General features: G+C 43.3%; 13 protein-coding genes. 3 read left to right on the forward strand and 10 right to left on the reverse strand.

Translation table 11 applies throughout. From position 1 onward, the window contains the following. Positions 1-112: 112 nt before the first annotated feature. The 3 genes from ACH0AB_RS06340 to ACH0AB_RS06350 form a co-directional block, all read right to left on the reverse strand. On the reverse strand, positions 113-1,180 hold the full coding sequence (locus tag ACH0AB_RS06340; RefSeq protein ID WP_406877620.1) for a porin: 1,068 nt from the start codon (positions 1,178-1,180) through the stop codon (positions 113-115). Positions 1,181-1,580: 400 nt separating this feature from the next. Beyond that, the gene (locus ACH0AB_RS06345; protein WP_406877621.1) at positions 1,581-2,702 is read right to left on the reverse strand and encodes a porin; all 1,122 of its coding nucleotides are present in this window, start codon (positions 2,700-2,702) and stop codon (positions 1,581-1,583) included. Between the two features lie 240 nt (positions 2,703-2,942). After that, entirely contained in the window at positions 2,943-5,120 is a 2,178-nt protein-coding gene (locus tag ACH0AB_RS06350) for a malate synthase G (protein WP_406877622.1), read from the reverse strand. Positions 5,121-5,389: 269 nt separating this feature from the next. Here ACH0AB_RS06350 and ACH0AB_RS06355 point away from each other — a divergent pair, with 269 nt between their 5' ends. After that, positions 5,390-6,037 carry a MiaE family protein gene (locus ACH0AB_RS06355; protein WP_406877665.1) on the forward strand — a complete coding sequence of 216 codons (648 nt, stop codon included), beginning with the start codon at positions 5,390-5,392 and terminating at the stop codon, positions 6,035-6,037. Positions 6,038-6,153: 116 nt separating this feature from the next. Here ACH0AB_RS06355 and ACH0AB_RS06360 read toward each other — a convergent pair whose 3' ends face one another. From ACH0AB_RS06360 to mtgA, 5 genes are all read right to left on the reverse strand, one after another. Beyond that, positions 6,154-6,408 carry a hypothetical protein gene (locus ACH0AB_RS06360; RefSeq protein ID WP_309576949.1) on the reverse strand — a complete coding sequence of 85 codons (255 nt, stop codon included), beginning with the start codon at positions 6,406-6,408 and terminating at the stop codon, positions 6,154-6,156. A gap of 58 nt (positions 6,409-6,466) precedes the next feature. Beyond that, the gene (locus ACH0AB_RS06365; RefSeq protein WP_065253205.1) at positions 6,467-6,817 is read right to left on the reverse strand and encodes a hypothetical protein; all 351 of its coding nucleotides are present in this window, start codon (positions 6,815-6,817) and stop codon (positions 6,467-6,469) included. Between the two features lie 127 nt (positions 6,818-6,944). Further along, positions 6,945-7,148 carry a hypothetical protein gene (locus tag ACH0AB_RS06370; RefSeq protein ID WP_406877623.1) on the reverse strand — a complete coding sequence of 68 codons (204 nt, stop codon included), beginning with the start codon at positions 7,146-7,148 and terminating at the stop codon, positions 6,945-6,947. A 351-nt stretch (positions 7,149-7,499) separates the two neighbouring features. After that, positions 7,500-9,698 (reverse strand): polyphosphate kinase 1, encoded by a 2,199-nt coding sequence (ppk1, locus tag ACH0AB_RS06375; RefSeq protein ID WP_406877625.1) that lies wholly within the window; start codon positions 9,696-9,698, stop codon positions 7,500-7,502. A gap of 87 nt (positions 9,699-9,785) precedes the next feature. Beyond that, positions 9,786-10,526, reverse strand: a complete 741-nt coding sequence (mtgA, locus tag ACH0AB_RS06380) for a monofunctional biosynthetic peptidoglycan transglycosylase (RefSeq protein WP_406877666.1) — start codon at positions 10,524-10,526, stop codon at positions 9,786-9,788. 129 nt (positions 10,527-10,655) lie between these two features. On the opposite strand from mtgA, the gene ACH0AB_RS06385 reads away from it, so the two are divergent. Then, positions 10,656-10,943 (forward strand): glutaredoxin family protein, encoded by a 288-nt coding sequence (locus tag ACH0AB_RS06385; RefSeq protein WP_406877626.1) that lies wholly within the window; start codon positions 10,656-10,658, stop codon positions 10,941-10,943. A 245-nt stretch (positions 10,944-11,188) separates the two neighbouring features. On the opposite strand, the gene ACH0AB_RS06390 is transcribed toward ACH0AB_RS06385, so the two are convergent. Together ACH0AB_RS06390 and ACH0AB_RS06395 are read right to left on the reverse strand one after the other, a co-directional pair. After that, the gene (locus ACH0AB_RS06390) at positions 11,189-11,842 is read right to left on the reverse strand and encodes a methyltransferase domain-containing protein (protein WP_406877628.1); all 654 of its coding nucleotides are present in this window, start codon (positions 11,840-11,842) and stop codon (positions 11,189-11,191) included. Between the two features lie 22 nt (positions 11,843-11,864). Continuing rightward, positions 11,865-12,644 (reverse strand): thioesterase family protein, encoded by a 780-nt coding sequence (locus tag ACH0AB_RS06395; protein ID WP_406877667.1) that lies wholly within the window; start codon positions 12,642-12,644, stop codon positions 11,865-11,867. 406 nt (positions 12,645-13,050) lie between these two features. On the opposite strand from ACH0AB_RS06395, the gene polA reads away from it, so the two are divergent. Next, the gene (gene polA / locus ACH0AB_RS06400) at positions 13,051-15,897 is read left to right on the forward strand and encodes a DNA polymerase I (protein ID WP_406877629.1); all 2,847 of its coding nucleotides are present in this window, start codon (positions 13,051-13,053) and stop codon (positions 15,895-15,897) included.

Raw genomic sequence — 15,897 nt, forward strand, 5'->3', positions numbered from 1 at the left:
TCAAATTGATAATTATTGATTTTTGTCAAGATAATAGCGAACTTTATTCTGCCAATAAAAAAGCTAACTAAAGAATTAGTTAGCTTTTACAGCAATCTAAAAGTTAGATATATTAGAATTTGTATTCGATACCCGTACCAACGATAGTTACATCTTTGAAGTTATCTGCTTTAACTTGTCCAGCATAGATGTGACCAGTAGTTGATTTATTGAAGGCATACTCGCCACCTACAGCAACTTCTGAGCTATCATTGTCACCAAAATCAGTGTCGATATATTGGGCTTTTGCAGTCCAAGGTGTATTAGCGATTTTGTATTTACCTGAAATCAACCAAGATTCAGAATCATCAGAATAGCCATAAACATCAGCTTGTTGATATAGTGCACCAAGGGTTAAACCTTGAACCATATTCATTTTACCCATATCGAAGGTGCCTGCTAGACGCCATGCTGAATCTTCTACATATTTTCTGCCATCTAGTACTGGACCAAATGATGTTCCAACATTGTTATCATAAGCAGCAGCTAAATACACACCGTTTTGATCATAGGCTAAAGATGCTGAATAGGCATTATCTTTATTATCAACTTTTTCGTTAGTATTTGGATAAGTAGTTACACCATCGTTATCATCTTTTTCAGATAAGACAACTGCTGCAATAAAAGTTAATGGCATGCCCACTAAAGTTGGTGATTTGTACGCAATCACATTATTGGCACGGGTCTCACCCATAACACCTGAGTTTTCTAAACTTAATGTAGCTGCATTGGCGTTAAAAACATCCGCATTACCTTTTGCCATTTTAAATGGGGTGTCATGACGACCGGCAATTAAAGTACCTAAAGTGTTGTGTGCTAAGCCGATATAGGTATTACGTGAAGTAAACTGGGTACGGTCATCATCTGGGCTTACACCGTATTCTAATTGATAAACCAAGTTAACAGTGTCAGTTAACTCCTCGCTACCTTTAAACCCAATACGTGATGCGTTTGAGTTTAGTTTCACTGTACTTTCGTCATTAGGTGCTGAAGTTGCAGTAGCATTGGCACGGTAGTTATCATCGTAATTCGTATCAGTGTAGTCAGCTGTCAAAAATACTTTACCATAAACAGTTGGAGCAGCATGGGCAGCAGAAACTGAAAGTGCAGCGACGGCTGTGGCTAAAAGTAATTTTTTCATAGGTCATCTCTATCAGGAAAAACAAATTTTAGATAACTGGTAGCTTGTCAGCACCACTACCTCTCCGAACAACCAAAGCAAGAAAATCTTTACTTTGATTACTATTAATAGCGTCAACTATTAATTGTATAAGTCTAGCAATAAAGTTTGAATATATTTACATTTTATTCGTACTAATTACTAAAAGCATACCTCTGAATACTAGGATAACAATTTTGAAATATTTTGCAATAGTTTTTTTAATTTTTTAATGGCTGTAAATTTATTTTTAATCTTAATGACATAATATTCTTTCTAGTATTAAATCATATTTTTTTTAATTAATTTTTAGCGTTAATGAAAATAAAAAAGCTAACTAAATAATTAGTTAGCTTTTACGATAAACTAAGAGCTAGATATATTAGAACTTGTATTCAATACCTGTACCTACAATCAAATCATCTTTGTTATTGTCACGGCTGATTTGCCCTGCATAGATGTGACCGGTTGTGGCTTTGTTGAATGCATATTCTCCACCAACTGCGATTTCATTTACATCAGCATCTTTTACGCCTTTTTCGTCAGTGGTATTAACATACTGTGCTTTAACTGCCCAAGGTGTTGCACCAACTTTATATTTACCACTAATTAGCCAAGATTTTTCATCTTCACTGGCTTTGTTAACACGGTTGTTGTTAACGATGCTATAATTATCGTAGTATTGGCTTTGTTGGTATAGAGCACCTAAAGTTAAGCCCGAAACCATATTCATTTTGCCCATATCTAAACCAGCAACCAAACGCCACGTATTATCAATCACGCCAGTATTTACATTGTTAGCACCCATGTCTTTGTCATAAGCACCGGCTAGATAAACACCATTTTTGTCATAGGCTAATAATGCAGAATAACCGTTATCTTTTACTTTTCTATCGCGGTAGACTGCAGGTTTTCCAGGAGTTTTAATTGTACCGTCAGCATTTTTAACAGCATCAGTCTTAGCGGTTACTAAAACGTCACCATCTGTATCAGTTTCAGATAAAGCAGTAGCTGCCATAAAACTCACTGGCATACCAACAATGACAGGTGATTGATATGCCAATGTGTTGTTAGCACGATTTTCACCTGAAACACCCGCGTTCGCCATATCAAATAAGGTGTCATTAAATACGTCAACTTTATTTTGTGCAAGTTTCAATGGGGTATCATTGCGTCCTACCAATACAGTACCCATCGTATTATGGGCTAAGCCTACATAAGTATTACGTGATTTAAATTGTTGGCTATCGTCATCAGGGTTGATTTGATATTCTAATTGATAAATAAGTTTAGTGGTGTCAGTTAAATCGTCGTCACCTTTAAAACCGATACGTGAAGCGTTTGAATTGAGTTTAAACGTATCTTCATCTTTTTTATTAGATGCGTCGTAGTCTGTACTAACATAATCTAAGGTTAAAAATGCTTTACCATATACAGTTGGCGCAGCATGGGCAGCAGTGATTGAAGCTAAAGCGATGGCTGAAGCGATTGCGATTTTTTTCATAAGGATTTCTCCACAATATCCTAGGTGAAACTACACAGATGCGTAGCAATTCTTTTGTATAGATAGATTTTGCCAACAATTTGTTACAAAACAATGAAACAGTTAACAGAATCTAAATTTAATTGTGAAATTAGAGTAATTCACTCTGAAACATTTTGCAATATTTTTATGCCATAAAAAAACCACCAGTTACAAATCTGATGGTTTTTTGAATGATTGATAGGTTTGATTTGCTAAAATCTAGTTAGCTTTGAGATTAAGACGGGCTTGATGTAACAATGGCTCAGTATATCCGCTAGGTTGTACTGTACCTTTAAAGATAAGATCACGCGCCGCATTATATGACCAAGTATTGTAGTCATTTGCCATTGGGATATAGGCTGGATCGTCTTTACTTTGCTCATCGACCATTTTTGCCATACGTTTGAGTACGTCATCCACTTGTTGTGGCGTCACAACCCCATGCGCTAGCCAGTTGGCAACGTGCTGGCTAGAAATACGCAAGGTAGCACGGTCTTCCATCAAGGCAACGTCATCAATATCTAGTACCTTAGAACAGCCAACGCCTTGGTCAACCCAGCGCGCTACATATCCTAAGATACCTTGAATGTTGTTTTCAAGCTCGGCAGTTTTTTGCTCATCTGTCCAGTTGGTATCCGTAGCAAGTGGCACGGTCAAAATGTCATCTAGCTTGGCAGGCTCGCGGTCTTTAATATTATCTAACACGTCCATGACGTTGGTTTCATGGTAGTGCATGGCGTGAAGCGTCGCGCCCGTCGGTGATGGTACCCAAGCACAAGTCGCGCCTGATTTTGGATGATTGGACTTGGTGGCAACCATTTCTTTCATGTTGTCAGGTTTTGCCCACATGCCTTTACCGATTTGCGCTTTACCAGGTAAGCCCAATTTGACGCCCATGTCTACGTTCCAACGCTCATAAGCATTGAGCCAATCGGTATTTTTCATGTCGTTTTTACGGACAAAGGGACCTGCTTTCATACTGGTGTGCATCTCATCACCGGTACGATCCATAAAGCCTGTGTTAATAAAGATAACGCGGTTTTTAGCAACGCGGATACATTCTTTTAAGTTAACGGTAGTACGGCGCTCTTCATCCATGATACCGACTTTTAAAGTATTCTCGGGTAGGTCTAACGCTTTTTCTACTGCAGAGAATAAATCTACCGTAAATTGCACTTCTTCTGGACCGTGCATTTTTGGTTTTACGATATACATTGAACCTGTGCGTGAATTGCTTAAGCTGTTTTTACCCAAAATATCTGGCAGGCTACACAGTGGTGTGATTAGCGCATCCATGATACCTTCATAAATTTCTTCTTGTTTGCCTTCAAAATCGACTAAAATCGCGGGGTTGGTCATCAAGTGACCGACGTTACGAATCAGCATCACTGAACGACCGTGCAAGGTGATTTTACCACCATCTGGCGCGGTGTATTCACGGTCAGGGTTCATGGTACGGGTGGTTTGTTTGCCATTTTTTTCAAAGCTATCTTTCAGGTCGCCTTTCATCAAGCCAAACCAGTTGCGATATACTTCTACTTTCTCTTCGGCGTCAACGGCAGCGACTGAGTCTTCACAGTCTTGAATGGTGGTAACCGCGGCTTCCATCAAGACATCTTTGATGCCTGCAGGGTCATCTTTACCCACATGGCTTGATGGGTCGATTTGGATTTCGGCATGTAGGCCGTTGTTTTTCAGTAAAATACCCGTTGGATTTGCCGCATCGCCTAGGAAACCTGCGAATTTTTCTGGCTGGGCTAATGAGGTAGTTTTGTCACCTTGGACTATCACTAATTTACCGTCTTCAACTTTAAAACCGGTAACGTCAGCATATTTGCCCTCCGCTAAGGCAAAGTTGCTATCCAAGAAGTTTTTGGCGTATTTTACGACTTCGCCGCCACGAACAGGGTTGTAGCCTTTGCCTTTTTCTGCGCCATTGCTCTCATCGATGACATCGGTACCATATAGCGCATCATACAAGCTGCCCCAACGCGCATTCGCTGCGTTTAGCGCATAACGGGCATTGCGTACAGGTACCACCAACTGTGGGCCTGCGATATGGGCGATTTCGTCATCCACGTTTTGGGTTTCAACCAAAAAGTCATCGCCTTCTGGGACGATGTAGTTGATGTCTTTTAAAAATTGGGTATAGGCGGCTTTGTCGATTTGACCGTTGCTAGCGGGGTTTTTGGCATGCCAGTCATCGATTTGGGTTTGAATCTCGTCACGTTTTGCCAACAATGCTTTATTACGGGGTTGGAATGCTTTGACAATTTTTTCAAATTCTTGCCAATATTTTTCGTTATCGATGCCCACGACTGGCGTAACTTCATTGGCAATGAAGTTATAAAGCTGTGTATCAATCGCTAGACTACCCTTCTGAACGCGTTCTGACATGGCATTTTTCCTTATGTTTTGACCTAAAATAGCAAAAAATTCACATTTGATTATACGAACATCATTTATAAAAATAAAGAAATAAAAACTATTTATTTTTTAAATAATCGTTATATATAAATTTTTGTGCCAAGGGTTTTATTACTGATTTTTGGTAAAATATCACTTTATTAACGTGTCAATAAGTGAGTAATTCTTTGTCAAATTCCGCTCTTATCAATACCCCACTACAAACGGACGGCAGTTTTGATGAATTAGCCGTCATCGACTTGGATAACGATAACTCTGTCTATCAGCCAAAGCCCATTGATATCACCCCTGTTTTGGCGTTTTTGGGTAGTACGACGTCGGATAAATGGCTAAAAGCTGCGATGGCAGATTTGCCGACTATCATCCAAGATCATGCCAATTGTGAAAAAAAAGCCGCAGGCACTGCGATGAATTTGATTTTTCGCTATATGTCGCATACTGAGCTGCAATTAAAGCTTGCTCAGCTGATTCGAGAAGAAATGCTCCATTATGAGCAAGTGATGGGATTGATGGCAGAGCGTGGACAAGCGTGGCAACATATTGCTGCAGGTCGCTACGCCGCAGGTATGCTCAAACATAAACGCACTTACGAGCCGCAAGCGATGATAGACACTTTAATTATTGGTGCTTTCATCGAAGCCCGATCTTGTGAACGTTTTTGGGCACTGTCACAAGTGATTGAGGATGAGCGTTTGGCAAAATATTATCGCTATTTGCTAAAATCAGAAAGTCGTCATTTTGAAGATTATTTGGCATTAGCGCAAAGTATCAGTGACGAGCCAATTGATGCGCGGGTGGCGTTTTTTCGTCAAGTAGAAACGCAGCTCATCAATGAACCCGATGATGAATTACGCTTTCATAGTGGGGTACCCAGTTGGATTGCATGAGGTTGGATTGCGTGAGATTTTCATAGACTGTAACGATAAAAAAAGCTAACCATCAAATGGGGTGGATGGTTAGCTATTACAATTTAATCCTTAAACTGATTCACTGCCACTTACTGTCACTCACTACCAACGCTTGGAATAGAGCCATCAGGATTTATAGTGCGTTTTTGGGCATTTTCTGGGGTAGTATAAAGATTGCGCTCATTAATGGTGTCGCTTTTTAGCTGTTCATTACCAACCGCGTCACCGCCAATAGTATGTTCATTGACATTATCATCGAACGCTTGTCCCGGTTGGTCACGACGATCGACGAACTCGGCGGATTTATCGCCTAAATTGACGTGTTTGGTTTGTGCTTCTGGTGAATTCATGGTCATTCCTTTTTCGTTATCAACCCAATTAAATGCTTAAACTTAATGATATCGAAAATTAGTGATCTCGGTCGATATCTACACTACCATCTGATAACGTATGAAGTGAATTTTCTGCATTGAGATTGGCTTGGGCAGTTTGCTGTAATTTCTGCGCCTCTTCCTCAGAAATACGTGCTACATTTTCATCCGATAATTCGCCATTCGCCACGTCTTCTGCGGATTGGACTTTTACCGCCGCTTGTGGGGTATTATCAAAAATATCGGGCGTTTCCATTGACGGCGACATGCCTGTGGTCAATCCATCACCCGATTGGTGGGTGACACTGTCTTCTACTACAACGGCTTGTGGGGTCACGGCGACACCTGTTTTTGGATCTACAATCTCTACATTATTTTGATTTTGCATTTTTTATTCCTTTAATTAATTGTTATCGCTCAATTAGTTATTATTTTTGTAAGTTGAGCTGTATAAATTAGTCAATCAAAATTTAATGATTAAACGCTTAGTATTCAAAAGTTTAACAATTAAAATTCTAGTGGTTGTCAGTACGCAATGACTCGTCAATAAACGGGGTGTTTTCACTTTTGTCTAAGTCTTGTGGTTCACCTTTCACACTATTTTGTTTGTCCAAGTTTTCTGATAATTGACTGGGATCCACATTTTCTGTCGCTTTTTGAATTTCGGTTTGGTTGCTTGGTTGATTCTGTTCTTGGTTTTGTGCTTGATTCTGTGACATGGTAATTTTCCTTATGTTTTTTATTAGTATAAATTCAAGTCAAAGATTTTAATCAAAGACTTTTAAATAGAGCGCGATTAAATTTATGTAAAAAAAATAGCCAATTCAATCGCTTTCATACTTTTACTTTTATAAGTTCGATAGTAGCAAATAACGCCAGTTTGTGATAAGTGTTCGCGTAACAAGCTGTTATCACTATGTGATAAGTGTTTAGCTGTGTGAAATTTTGGCAGATTTATTACCATTCGGTAAATTTTGAACGCTGGGTGTAAATCAGCGCATTCATCAACAAAAAAACCGCCATCTTCTGTAGATAGCGGTGCAATTGACTCAAACTTGTGATTAGCAAAATTAGCCTTTTCTAGTGATTTTGGCTAATAAATAATCTTGTGCCGAGAATGCTGCTTCACCTTCACTAGGGGTAATCGCTCGCCATGTGCCTTTGGCATCAAGCTCCCATGCATTGACATTGTCTTTTAGGTAATTGTGCAAATCTTCCATAATGCGTTTGAAGACGACGGGGTCTTCAATGGGAAAAGCCACTTCAACACGGCTAAATAAATTGCGATCCATCCAGTCTGCACTGGCGCAATATAAACGGTAGGTACGTTTGCCATTAGCATTGGGATTTTGATGCCCATTGGCAAAATAATACACGCGGGTATGCTCCAAAAACCGCCCAACGATAGAGCGCACGGTGATGTTGTCGGATATGCCGGGTAATTGCGGACGAATACAACACATTGAACGAATAATCAGATTGACTTTAACGCCTGCTTGCGATGCTTCATATAGCTTGTCAATCAGTAATTTTTCGGTCATCGCATTGACCTTGATGATGATGTGCGCCTCTTTGCCTGCTTTGGCATGAGCAATTTCGTTGTCGATAAAACCCATGAGTCTGTCATGTAAGGTGAAGGGGGCATGCAGTAGTTTTTGCACTTTGGCTGGCTTGCCCATGCCCGTGAGTTCGTTAAATATTTTATGCACATCTTCGGTGATTGCTTCATTGGCGGTAAATAGACCATAGTCGGTATAAGCTTTGGCATTGCCCGCATGGTAGTTGCCTGTGCCCAAATGCACATAGCGGCGGATTTTATCTTCCTCACGGCGCACAATCATCATCAGCTTGGCGTGGGTCTTGTATCCGACGATGCCATACACCACCACTGCCCCAGCCTGCTGCAGAAAGTTTGCTACTTCGATGTTGGATTTTTCATCAAAGCGCGCACGCAGCTCAATCACCGCAGTGACTTCTTTGCCTTTACGGGCAGCTTCGGCCAGCGCTTGGACAATTTCAGAGTTTGTCCCCGAGCGATAAAGGGTCTGTTTGATGGCTAATACACGGGGGTCATTGGCGGCTTGGCGCAAAATGTTGACCACAGGTGAAAACGAATGAAACGGATGATGCAGCAAGACATCTTGCTTACGAATGACATGGAACACGTTTTCATTTTTATCCAAGCTATCACGGCGAAACGCTTTGGGAATGGCATGATTAAACGGCTCATAACGCAAATTTGGGATTTTAAAATCAAACAACAAACGCGTCAGATTGACAGGACCATTGACACGGTATAATTGCTCTTGGCTTAAACCAAACTCATCAAGTAGATAATCCACCATCGGCTGTGGGCAATAGGTGGTCACTTCTAAGCGCACTTTGGCACCAAATCGGCGGTTCTCTAACTCACCTTCCAACGCTTTCGCCAAGTCTTCGACATCATCGGATAAATCTAAATCGGCGTTACGGGTCAAACGAAATTGGTGGCAGCCTGTGACCGTCATGCCAGGGAATAAGTCTTCGATATGCCCGTGAATCACTGCGGTGAGCATGATGTGATGTTCTTTACCGCCTGTCAGTTCATTGGGTAAGCGAATAACCCGCGGTAAGCTTCGGGGTGCAGGGACAATCGCCATGTTAATATCGCGACCAAAACCATCTTTGCCCTCTAAGCCCACCATAAAATTCAAGCTTTTATTCACCAATCTAGGAAAAGGATGTGCAGGGTCAATACTAATCGGCGTCAGCACGGGCGCGACTTGCTCAGCAAAATATTTTTTTACCCAGGCGGCTTGCTCTTGGGTCAATTCATCACGTTTTAGATAGCGAATGTCTTGCTCCGCCAGTGCAGGCAGAATTTCATCGTTCAAAATACGGTATTGCTCATCCACCGCATGATGAGCGATTTTAGAGATATATGACAAAACCTTACTGGGGCGCATACCATCGATACTGCTCACCACGTCGCCCATTTGTACTTTTTGCATCAAGCCTGCGACACGGATTTCAAAAAATTCATCTAAATTGGATGAAAAAATGATCAAGAAAAACAGTCGTTCAAGCAGTGGGTGGCGAGGATTGGTGGCTTGGGCGAGTACCCGCTGATGAAACTGTAACAGTGACAATTCACGATTAAAGTACAGCTCGCTATCGTTTTGTTGATATTCAAACACGTTTGGGTAGCAAATGCTGTTAAAGCCTAGTATCGGATTGATTTGTGATACATGCTCTTCGCTGGGTTGGTCTTGTTTGGCAGTGTTTGGCATAGCACAGTCCTTTTATGGTCAAGCATTTTTAACAGTGTAAAGTTAACAATATAATGATAAGCGTGTAATGATACATGAGTTTCTTGACTATTCCGTGTCGGGCAAATCTGCCGCCCCCATGCGCCGTAGAATAATTTGGGTTTTGTTAAGCAGGCGGCGGTCGTTACGGTTGCCTTCAAAATATTTGGGATTAGGTAGCATAGCAATCAAAGATGCGGCTTGTCGCTTGGTCAAATGCGCTGCCGACTTATGGTAGTAGTGCTGAGCGGCTGCTTCAATGCCATACACGCCTTTACCAAACTCTGCGACATTGAGATAAGCAAGCAAAATCCGCTCTTTGGTCCACATGTTTTCAATCATCAAGGTAATTAACGCTTCTTCGCCTTTGCGAAAATACGAGCGATTGGGGTATAAAAATAAATTCTTGGCAAGCTGTTGGCTAATGGTTGAGCCACCCGCGCTGATAGCCCCCGCTTTTTCATTTTTCTTAATCGCATTCTCAATGCCCTGCACATCAAAGCCAGCGTGATTGACAAAGTTGGCATCTTCGCTGGCAATCGCCGCGCGTTTTACATTCACCGAAATTTGATTGTCATCTACCCAGGTCTGGCTGACAGGGGCAAAATTGCCCAAGCGATACAGTATCATGAACATACTGTTGTTGATAGGCTGGGTTTTCCAGACAACCAATAAGGCTGCAACTATTACATGAAACGCAACAAAACAGGCAATGACTATGAGCAAAATGCGCTTGACCCAGCCACCAAACCCGATACCACGGTTGGTGGGTGGTAAAGCTGTGTTGACAGGTTTGGGCTTTATCGACATTTTGGTAGCGGGTTTCTTGGTAGCGGGTTTGGTCACGGTGTATTCCTAGCGGCGGGGGCAAAAGCAGCGATGGCTTAAGCCAAAAATATAACGTATTATGGCATTTTTGGCTATATGCTAAGGCAGAATATGTCCGACTTCGACGCCCAAAACATGACAAATCCGCACGATCACATTATGGCTGACCCAACTACTTGGCGATTATATGGCACAGTCGGGTGTCATCTGTGTGAAATCGCTGAAAGCTTATTGCGTCAAGCACAAGCCGTTGCCGATATACGCTGGCAGTCGATTGATATTGCCGAGTTACCAGAACAAGAGATGCTGGAATTTGCTGATAAAATACCTGTGCTAGTTACCGCTAACAAGACCTTATATTATCCTTTTTCCATCATGGATATTATGGCGTTAAGCTGACAAACCAATATAGATTATTGGCATAATATTAAAACTTTAATTCATTATGTCTTGGCAAATTTTTTTATCATCAACGCCATGCCACTAGCTGCGGATTTTCTTGGGCAGTGGCACGCGCTGAGGTCAAGATGCGCTCAAAGCCATTAATTTCCCGCGCTTCAAGACACTGCTTCTTTCCCACCTGCTTCATCGTCAAAGAAATGGTAAGGTAATGATTAGTAGTTTAACGATTAGCGGTTTAACGCTTAGGGGATACCTGCGTCCTCTACCTTCTTTTGGCTCAGGATAAAAAATAATTCGCTACCCTGTCTGGGCTTAATTGAATTATAGCAAGGCGCCAGTTTATCAATGGTGAAAAACTGCTGAAATAATGTTTCATATTCTTGCTTGTCGCCACCAAACGGTGGATTGCTTTCAAAATGCTTATCTAGCAACACGCCCACCAATTTACCCGTGGGTTTGAGGAGCTTTTGCATTTGCTTGGCATAATCGCTGCGTCTACTGGGGTCAATCGCGCAAAAAAACGTCTGCTCAATAATATAATCAAACTGATACTGCGCAGGCTCTAAGCCAAAAAAATCCGCTTGTAGTAGGTGCGCTTTGGGAAAACTGGGATAGCGCTTGGCAAAATTATCCAAAGGGAGCTTGGCAAAATCCACCACACAAACATGGCTAAAACCTTGTTCGTGAAGATAGCCTGCTTCGTAGGCGTTGCCCGCCCCAGGGATTAAAATCTGTACCGATTTACTCACGCCGTTGTCGAGTAAATGCTCGATATAGGCTTGCAGGGGTGGCGAAATTTTACCGATGTCCCACCCAGTGTAGCCATCATCATAGCGTTTTTGCCAAAATTCGGCGTCGTTGACCGAGTGTTCAGTTAGCGTGTTGTTATCTTCCATGATTGCTGCTCCTGATAGTTTTTTAGGCTTTTCGAATGGTTAAAATTTGCTCGCTACGACCAAATGCACCGTGTGCGTCATGTAGCACGCTACTGGTCAGACCCACGCCATCGCTCCCAAATTGTTGCACAGTCTCAAGTCCCAGCCAACGCCCAACAGGCATACGGTGCAGATGGATTTGCAAATCTAAATTGGGGAAAAACCATTCAATGGTATTGGGTTGATGAATGCGCGGTACCACGCCATTGGCGGTATCGACCATACCCATCAAATGCACAAAGTCGGATGTGGGCGGTACTTGACCGTTTTCTTCGACCATGTCGATATCGGTATTGATCCACACGATGCCATCGCCTTGGCGGTTATCGGGGTCAGCTTTAAGATAAATACTGTCGATATAGCCACCACCCCAATGCTTCATGCCGTCCCAGTTCGGATAGCTTTCTGGATGACCGATTCGCTCATCTTCCAGCCCAGCAATCTCTGATGTGTCGCTGGTTTGCATACGCCACGCGCGGGCAACGATACAGGTTTTGCCATTGGCCGCCATTGTGGTTTCGATCAGTTCGATAGTGCGACCCGGACGGATGATGTGGGTGGTCACGCTAACATCGCCAAAATAAATCAGCCCAAAAATATCCAGACTGATGCGCCCGATACGCATGTCACTGCGCGGTTTAAATTGTTCAAGCTCGTAAGCCAACAGTCCGGTCGCTGCCGCCATGTGTTGTTCGTTGTCATTCCATGCGCCTTGGCAGTGGATATTGCAGCGGTAGTTTGATGTGGTGATATCATCGGTCATGGTGCGGTCAAGCAGTGTGTAATAGCTATTGCCCATAAAGTTCCCTTTTGTTCCTAAAAATTGGTTGTGCCTAAAAATTAGTTGTGTCTAAAAATTGGTTGTGTCTAAAATTGCCAAAAAATTGTAGCACATTGGCTACCGGCTATTGGTGGAATTTTTGCAAAGTTGCCGCCATGACAACCCCCAAAACTTCGCACTTGCTTAGCATACACCCGATTTGCATCTGCCAAAATCTATCCAGCTTCTGCCAATGAATGAGTTTGAAATGCTTAACGATTAGCCGCCAAAAGCCAGTATAATATGCGGATAATATAAAATTTTTTCCTGTATTTTGACACTATCTTATATTTTGATACTCGCCTGTATTTTGACAGCATATTTTAACAACATAAAGATAAGTAATCCTATGACTGCAACTGCCTTACTTGATACCGATCACATCAACATCGACAAGCCGCCGTTTATCTTGGTGGACGGCTCGTATTATATGTTCCGCAATTTTCATGCCTTGCCTGTCACCATGCAAACTACCCAAGGCTTGCACACCAACTCCATCCGCGGCACGCTCAACGCCCTCAAAAAACTGATGGAAAAATACCGCCCGACGCACATGGCGGTGGCGTTTGACACCAAAGCGCCGACCTTTCGCCACAAGCTTTCCCCCATTTATAAAGGCGACCGCCCAGAAATGCCCGCCGAACTTGCCGAGCAAATCCCTTACATTCACAAGATGATACAAGCGATGGGCATACCGCTACTCGCTATTGAAGGCGTAGAAGCTGACGACATCATCGGCACACTCGCCCACCGTGCTTGCTTAGAAGGTCATCATGTCATCATCTCCACAGGCGACAAAGATATGTGCCAACTGGTCAATCCCTGTGTCATCGTGGAAAACAGCTTTGATGACAAACGCTATGACATCGCAGGGGTCAAAGACAAATTTGGCGTCGAGCCCCGTCAAATCATCGACTATCTCACCCTCATGGGCGACGCATCGGATGGTATCAAGGGTGTCGCAGGCATCGGCGCAAAAACCGCGCAAAAACTGCTTGAGCAATACGACAGCATTGACAATATCCTTGCCAATGTCGACCAGTTAAAAGGCAAGCAACAACAAACCTTTTTGCAAAGCACCGACAGCATTGCGCTGGATAAACGCTTGGCGACCATTATTACCGACCTTGATATCGTGCCTGACTGGGAGACTTTGCGGCTACCAACTGACCCAAGTTTTAACATAGCAGAAAAACGCGCAATTTTTACCGAACTGGAATTTAAAAGTGAAATAGCGTCGCTCAACCATCCGTTTCACCCATCAAATAACGGCAATTTTAAAGCTGCTGAGCCTGCTCAAAATGCTGTGGTCGAAGCGATTAAAACTAGCCAAGCTAGCAAAAATACTGCCAACAAGCAGTGGCATACTGTCACCACCCAAGCCGATTTTGATAAATTAATCCAATGCCTTGGCGCATCAAAGCATTTTGTCATTGATACCGAAACCACCGATGTGAATTGGCAACATGCCGAGCTTGTCGGCTTGTCGTTTGCGCTGCAATCGCATGAAGCCTATTATGTGCCTGTTGCCCACGTTGATGAGATGGGCAATCGGATTGAACAACTTGCCCGTGAGGATGTTTTAGCCCAGTTAAAACCGATTTTACAAAATCCACAAATCGGCAAAATCGGTCAGCATTTAAAATACGACGCGCATATTTTGGCAAATTACGATATCAACTTAATCAACGAGCCAAGCAACTGGGCGATGGACACCATGCTTGCCAGTTATGTGATTAATGCTGTTGCCACCCGTCACGGTATGGACGACTTGGCACGTCACTATCTACACACCCAAACCATCACCTTTGAAGATGTGGCAGGCAAAGGCGCCAAGCAAATCACCTTTGACAAAGTCCCTTTAACCGTGGCAAGTGACTACGCCTGTGAAGACGCCGATATCACCTATCAGTTATTTGAACTGTTTAGCGAAAAACTCAAAGCAGAACCGAACAACGCCAAGCTACTCCATGAACTAGAAATCCCTGTTGCCCAAATCCTGTGCCAAATGGAGCATGACGGGATTTTGCTCAATAAAGGGTTTTTGGGGGAACTATCCGCGCGTTTTGATGAAAAAATCCAAGCACTTGAAACAGTCGCCTTTGCGCAAGCCGGCGAAACCTTTAACCTTGCCAGTCCAAAGCAATTGGGTGAAGTGCTGTTTGACCGCTTAGGCATTACAGGTGGTAAAAAAACCAAAACCGGGCAATACTCCACCAGTGAAGCAGTGCTTGCCACCATCGACCATCCGCTGATTGAAACCGTGCTTGAGCATCGCAGTCTGTCTAAGCTTAAAAGCACCTACACAGACGCGTTGGCAAATGTGGCAGACAGCAACGACCGTGTGCATACCAGTTATCATCAAGCGTTGACAACCACAGGACGGTTGTCCTCGACTGAGCCGAATTTGCAAAACATCCCGATTCGCACTGATACTGGGCGGCTCATTCGTGGCGCGTTTATTGCCCCAAAAGGTCGCAAATTGCTATCGGCGGACTATTCGCAAATCGAGCTTCGGCTGATGGCACACTTTGCCAATGACCCTGTGCTCATCCGCGCGTTTCAGGAGGGGCATGACATTCACCGCGCCACCGCCGCTGAGATTTTGGGCAAGGCGTTTGATGATGTGACGAGCGAAGAACGCCGCCAAGCCAAAGCGGTCAACTTTGGGCTACTCTATGGCATGAGTGAATTTGGGCTTGCCAAGCAGTTGGGCTTTACTCGCCAGCAAGCGCAAGACTATATCAAGCTATACTTCGCCCGCTACCCTACGGTGCGTGCTTATATGCAAGCCACCCGCACGGCTGCGCAAAACCAAGGCTATATCACCACGATTTTGGGGCGTAAGCTATTCACCCCCGATATGCAGCACCCCAACCGCGGCGTGCGCCAAGCGGCAGAACGCGCGGCGATTAATGCGCCACTACAAGGCTCAGCTGCCGATATCATCAAACTTGCCATGATTGCGGTAAATGAGGTATTGCCAAAAGAAAACGCTAAAATGCTACTACAGGTGCATGATGAGCTGGTGTTTGAAGCGGATGAGGATAAAGCCGAGGCGATTGCCGAGTTGATAAAAAACGCCATGCAAGATGTGTTGTCAAAAACCGCTAAGGAAAAAGGCTGGGATGTGGATTTTGCCGTGCCGCTGGTGGTTGAAGTGGGCATTGGTGATAACTGGGATGAGGCGCATTAA

Source organism: Moraxella sp. 179-F 1C4 NHS (assembly GCF_045370505.1).
Classification (GTDB): Bacteria; Pseudomonadota; Gammaproteobacteria; order Pseudomonadales; family Moraxellaceae; genus Faucicola; species Faucicola tetraodonis.

What these genes read in the sequence shown, in the direction of transcription:
- ACH0AB_RS06340 (WP_406877620.1), bottom strand. Translation starts at nt 1,180, where the DNA reads ATGAAAAAATTACTTTTAGCCACAGCCGTCGCTGCACTTTCAGTTTCT.
- ACH0AB_RS06345 (WP_406877621.1), bottom strand. Translation starts at nt 2,702, where the DNA reads ATGAAAAAAATCGCAATCGCTTCAGCCATCGCTTTAGCTTCAATCACT.
- ACH0AB_RS06350 (WP_406877622.1), bottom strand. Translation starts at nt 5,120, where the DNA reads ATGTCAGAACGCGTTCAGAAGGGTAGTCTAGCGATTGATACACAGCTT.
- ACH0AB_RS06360 (WP_309576949.1), bottom strand. Translation starts at nt 6,408, where the DNA reads ATGAATTCACCAGAAGCACAAACCAAACACGTCAATTTAGGCGATAAA.
- ACH0AB_RS06365 (WP_065253205.1), bottom strand. Translation starts at nt 6,817, where the DNA reads ATGCAAAATCAAAATAATGTAGAGATTGTAGATCCAAAAACAGGTGTC.
- ACH0AB_RS06370 (WP_406877623.1), bottom strand. Translation starts at nt 7,148, where the DNA reads ATGTCACAGAATCAAGCACAAAACCAAGAACAGAATCAACCAAGCAAC.
- ppk1 (WP_406877625.1), bottom strand. Translation starts at nt 9,698, where the DNA reads ATGCCAAACACTGCCAAACAAGACCAACCCAGCGAAGAGCATGTATCA.
- mtgA (WP_406877666.1), bottom strand. Translation starts at nt 10,526, where the DNA reads ATGTCGATAAAGCCCAAACCTGTCAACACAGCTTTACCACCCACCAAC.
- ACH0AB_RS06385 (WP_406877626.1), top strand. Translation starts at nt 10,656, where the DNA reads ATGTCCGACTTCGACGCCCAAAACATGACAAATCCGCACGATCACATT.
- ACH0AB_RS06390 (WP_406877628.1), bottom strand. Translation starts at nt 11,842, where the DNA reads ATGGAAGATAACAACACGCTAACTGAACACTCGGTCAACGACGCCGAA.
- ACH0AB_RS06395 (WP_406877667.1), bottom strand. Translation starts at nt 12,644, where the DNA reads ATGACCGATGATATCACCACATCAAACTACCGCTGCAATATCCACTGC.
- polA (WP_406877629.1), top strand. Translation starts at nt 13,051, where the DNA reads ATGACTGCAACTGCCTTACTTGATACCGATCACATCAACATCGACAAG.